Annotated in this window: 6 protein-coding genes; 4 read left to right on the top strand and 2 right to left on the bottom strand. The window is 69.0% G+C overall.

All coding sequences use genetic code 11. From position 1 onward, the window contains the following. Nucleotides 1-3: 3 nt before the first annotated feature. Complete coding sequence (locus J1C73_RS34100) at nucleotides 4-1,110, top strand: acyl-CoA dehydrogenase family protein (protein ID WP_307797851.1); 1,107 nt, start codon at nucleotides 4-6, stop codon at nucleotides 1,108-1,110. Then, complete coding sequence (locus tag J1C73_RS34095) at nucleotides 1,107-2,156, top strand: Zn-dependent alcohol dehydrogenase (RefSeq protein ID WP_207319740.1); 1,050 nt, start codon at nucleotides 1,107-1,109, stop codon at nucleotides 2,154-2,156. Before J1C73_RS34100 ends, J1C73_RS34095 begins: the two co-directional genes overlap by 4 nt. A gap of 143 nt (nucleotides 2,157-2,299) precedes the next feature. On the opposite strand, the gene J1C73_RS34090 is transcribed toward J1C73_RS34095, so the two are convergent. Both J1C73_RS34090 and J1C73_RS34085 read right to left on the bottom strand, forming a co-directional pair. Continuing rightward, on the bottom strand, nucleotides 2,300-2,653 hold the full coding sequence (locus J1C73_RS34090) for a PRC-barrel domain-containing protein (protein ID WP_123460923.1): 354 nt from the start codon (nucleotides 2,651-2,653) through the stop codon (nucleotides 2,300-2,302). 255 nt (nucleotides 2,654-2,908) lie between these two features. Beyond that, nucleotides 2,909-3,079: a hydrophobic protein gene (locus J1C73_RS34085; RefSeq protein WP_123460924.1), complete on the bottom strand. Its 171-nt coding sequence runs from the start codon at nucleotides 3,077-3,079 to the stop codon at nucleotides 2,909-2,911. Between the two features lie 209 nt (nucleotides 3,080-3,288). On the opposite strand from J1C73_RS34085, the gene J1C73_RS34080 reads away from it, so the two are divergent. Continuing rightward, nucleotides 3,289-3,462: a CsbD family protein gene (locus J1C73_RS34080; RefSeq protein ID WP_123460925.1), complete on the top strand. Its 174-nt coding sequence runs from the start codon at nucleotides 3,289-3,291 to the stop codon at nucleotides 3,460-3,462. A 301-nt stretch (nucleotides 3,463-3,763) separates the two neighbouring features. Continuing rightward, nucleotides 3,764-4,071: gas vesicle protein GvpO (locus J1C73_RS34075; RefSeq protein ID WP_207319739.1), on the top strand; the 308-nt coding region annotated here is incomplete at its 3' end.

The raw sequence follows: 4,071 nt of genomic DNA, 5'->3' as shown, positions 1-4,071 counted from the left end.
CCGATCCAGCCGTCGCGGCCCGGTTCGCGCTGGGAGCGCGCGCTGGGCCGCGGCGGCTGGATCGGCCTCGGCTGGGAGGACAGCGGTGAGGCGCGCGGCGGCGAGGCGGCCGGCGGTGAGGCGCACGGCAACCGCCGGGCCACCCTCACCCAGCAGGTCGTCTGGGCCGAGGAGTACGCCCGCCTCCGCGCCCCCGCCCGGGTCGGCCACATCGGCGAGAACCTGCTCGCTCCGACCCTCATCGCGTACGGCAGCCAGGAGCAGCGGCGCCGCTTCCTGCCGCCCATCGCGCGCGGCGAGACCCTGTGGTGCCAGGGGTACAGCGAGCCGGACGCCGGATCCGACCTCGCCGGGGTGCGGACGGCCGCCGTACGCGATCCGGAGCGCGGCGGGCACCGCGTAACGGGCCAGAAGATCTGGACCTCGCTCGCCCGGGACGCCGACTGGTGCTTCGTCCTGGCCCGCACCGAGCCCGGTTCGCGGCGCCACCACGGCCTGTCGTTCCTGCTGGTACCGATGGACCAGCCGGGCCGGATCGAGGTGCGGCCGATCCGGCAGATGTCGGGGACCAGCGAGTTCAACGAGGTCTACTTCGACGGCGCGCACGCCGAGGAGGTGGTCGGCGGCGAGGGCAACGGCTGGGCCGTCGCCATGGGCCTGCTGGCCCTGGAGCGCGGCGTCTCCACGCTCGTCCAGCAGATCGGGTTCGCCGCGGAACTGGACCGCGTGGTCCGGGCCGCCGTCGACAGCGGCGCCGCCGGTGATCCGGTCCTGCGTGAACGGCTCGTCCGCCAGTGGGCCGAGCTGAGGACGATGCGCTGGAACGCCCTGCGCACCCTCGGCACCACCACCGACCCCGGCGTGCCCAGCGTCGCGAAACTGCTCTGGGGCGGCTGGCACAAGCGCCTGGGCGAACTGGCCGTGGAGATCAGGGGCGCGGCCGGAGCAGTCGGCCCCCGGGACTGGTCGCCCGGTTCACCGTACGAACTCGACGAGGTACAGCGCCTGTTCCTGTTCACCCGGTCCGACACCATTTACGGCGGCTCGGACGAGATCCAGCGGAACATCATCGCCGAGCGCGTGCTCGGCCTACCGAGGGAGCCGAGATGAGAGGCGTCGTCTTCGACGGCAAGCGGACCGAGGTCGTCGACGATCTGGAGATACGTGATCCGGGTCCCGGCGAGGTGCTGGTCGCGGTGGCCGCGGCAGGCCTCTGCCACAGCGATCTGTCGGTGATCGACGGGACGATACCGTTCCCGCTGCCGGTGGTGCTCGGGCACGAGGGCGCGGGTGTGGTCGAGGCGGTCGGCGCGGGCGTGAGCCATGTGGCGCCCGGCGACCATGTGTCGCTGTCCACGCTGGCCAGCTGCGGCGCGTGCGCCCAGTGCGACCGGGGCCGGCCGACGATGTGCCGCAAGGCGATCGGGATGCCGGGGCAGCCGTTCTCGCGGGACGGGAAGCCGCTGTACCAGTTCGCGTCCAATTCGGCGTTCGCCGAACGGACCCTGGTCAAGGCCGTGCAGGCGGTGAAGATCCCCGCGGACCTGCCGCTCACCTCGGCGGCCCTGATCGGCTGCGGGGTGCTGACGGGAGTCGGAGCCGTACTGAACCGGGCCAGGGTCGACCGCGGCGAGAGCGTCGTCGTGATCGGCACCGGCGGTATCGGGCTCAATGTGATCCAGGGGGCGCGGATCGCCGGGGCGCTGACCATCGTGGCGGTCGACTCCAACCCGGAGAAGGAGGCGGTGGCCCGGCAGTTCGGCGCCACCCACTTCCTGACCTCGGCCGGGCGCGTCCGGGAGATCCTGCCGAGCGGCGCCGACCACGTCTTCGAGTGCGTGGGCCGCACCGAGCTGATCCGTACCGCGATCGACCTGCTGGACCGGCACGGCCAGGCGATCCTGCTGGGCGTGCCCGCGGCGACGGCCGAGGCGTCGTTCCTGGTCTCGTCGATGTTCCTGGACAAGTCGATCCTGGGCTGCCGCTACGGCTCCTCGCGCCCGCAGCGGGACATCGCCCTGTACGCGGACCTGTACCGGGAGGGCCGGCTGCTGCTGGACGAACTCGTCACCGAGACCTACCCGGTGGAGGACTTCGCCAAGGCGGCGGACGACGCCCACCACGGGCGGGTGGCACGGGGGGTGCTGGTGTTCTGAGGGGCTGCGGTTGGCGGCCTCCGGCCTCGCGAGACGGCGGAATCCCGCCTGACCGGGCCGGGACGGGCCTGCTCGCGCGCGACGACGTGGGGTCGGCCGGAACGAGTCCGGCCGACCCCACGTCGTGAAGTGGTGCGGTGTGATCAGGAGCGGCGGTGGCTCCGGTAGTAGCCGCCGACCTGCTCGTGGTATCCCGCGTCCCCGACATGCTTGTCCTTGTCGAACTCCGGCGAGTCCTTGATCTGGTCCTTGGTGAGGTCGACAAAGATCTTCCGCTCGGCCTCATCAATGGTGCGCACGGTGCCGGCCGGCAGCAGAACGTGCTTGCCGAAGATCCAGACACCGGTATCGACCACGAGGTAGGCGGAGTTGACATCGTCCGAGTGCTTGTCGACCTTGCCGATGCTTCCATCGGTCGCTTCCACCTTGTACCCCGTCAGGTCGGCGCCCGCGGTGTAACCGGTGGTCGGCTGATAGCCCCAGATGTTGTCACTCATATAACGGCTCCCTCATTGGAATGATGGTTCACTCAAAAGCGTCGGCCTTGAGTCGAGAAGGCGTCTCCCGGTGTTCGGTGACGCGCTCTCGGAACATCGCGTGCCCCGTCGTTCTCCTCTTACACATCCTTGGTTCGGAGAAAGCTGGACGATCGCTCGTCGCCTTTCTCTTCTTCGCGGGAGCGTGAAAGCGGGCGGGGTCCCGACGTCGTAGTCACGTCGGGACCCCGCCCGTATCAATCTGCTGAACGCTGTCTACCAGCGGTACCAGCGGCCACGCTTGCCGCCGCCCGCCGCAGGGCGGATGACGAAGCCCAGCAGCCATACGATCAGCACGATGGCGGCGATCCACCAAAGGATCTTGAGTGCGAAACCAGCGCCGAAAAGGATCAGGGCGAGCAGAAGAACGAGAAGAACAGGAACCATTGTTATCAACCTCCGAGCCAACGACTTCCCCGGTCCGGACCGTTCACTCCTGCCGATCCTATGCGCGGGTTCCGCCACCCTGCTGTGTGGATTACGCCACCCTGCGTCACGATAATTTCCGTGAGGCAACAGTCGAGGGTTTGAGTGGCAGGGGTTCTGGCCAGACGTGGGATGTCGCGTTCATCGAATACGGAAGGATGTGAGTCGTTGTGGCTGCGGATGAGAAGGCTCAGGCCAAGGGCGAACAGGTCGAGGGCAAGGTCAAGAAGGTCGTCGGAGGCGCTGTCGGCAACGAGTCCATGAAGGCCGAGGGGCGCGCCGACGAAACCAAGGGTGACCTGCGCCAGGCCAAGGAGAAGGCCAAGGACGCCATCAAGGAGTAACACCGCTTCCACTCCGCGCCGATCCCGGCAGTCGCATCCTGGCTGCCGGGATCGATGCTGTCCACAACTCGGGAGCGTGTACCGGGAGCTTTACCCGGGCTGCGTCCGCCGGTCCCGGATTCCAGGGGGCTCATATGCGAAACGCATTGACTCCCCGGGTGCGGGGCGGGTGGACGTGGGCTGTCCCGCGGAAGGGTGCCGAAGCGCCGCGAGGCCTCTCCGGCACCCTGGTGCGGAGCCCCGCGAGCACTGATGGCATCGCTCAAGATGCGTGACTGGCCGGATTCGCCAGACTGGCCTTATGGCAGAAGAACGTCGCACACGCGCCGCGAAAGCAAAGACGGCGACCGCCCGCCGCGCGGCACCCGCGCGAGGCCCGGAACATGCGGCGAAGGCTGCCTGTCAGAGCCTGGAGGGGCTCATCGGTCACCCCGCAGAGGGTGTGTCCGCAGTCAGACATTCCGACGACGGCTGGTGCGTGGTCGTGGACGTCCTGGAAGTGCCCCGGATTCCGGACACCACAAGCCTCCTCGCCTCGTACGAGGTGCAGCTCGACCGGGCCGGCGAACTCCTGGAATACCAGCGGGTCCGCCGGTACCGGCGGGGTTC

It is taken from the genome of Streptomyces laculatispora, from assembly GCF_017353455.1.
In the GTDB taxonomy this organism is placed as follows: domain Bacteria; phylum Actinomycetota; class Actinomycetes; order Streptomycetales; family Streptomycetaceae; genus Streptomyces; species Streptomyces laculatispora.
This window is presented reverse-complemented; position numbering and strand designations above follow the sequence as displayed.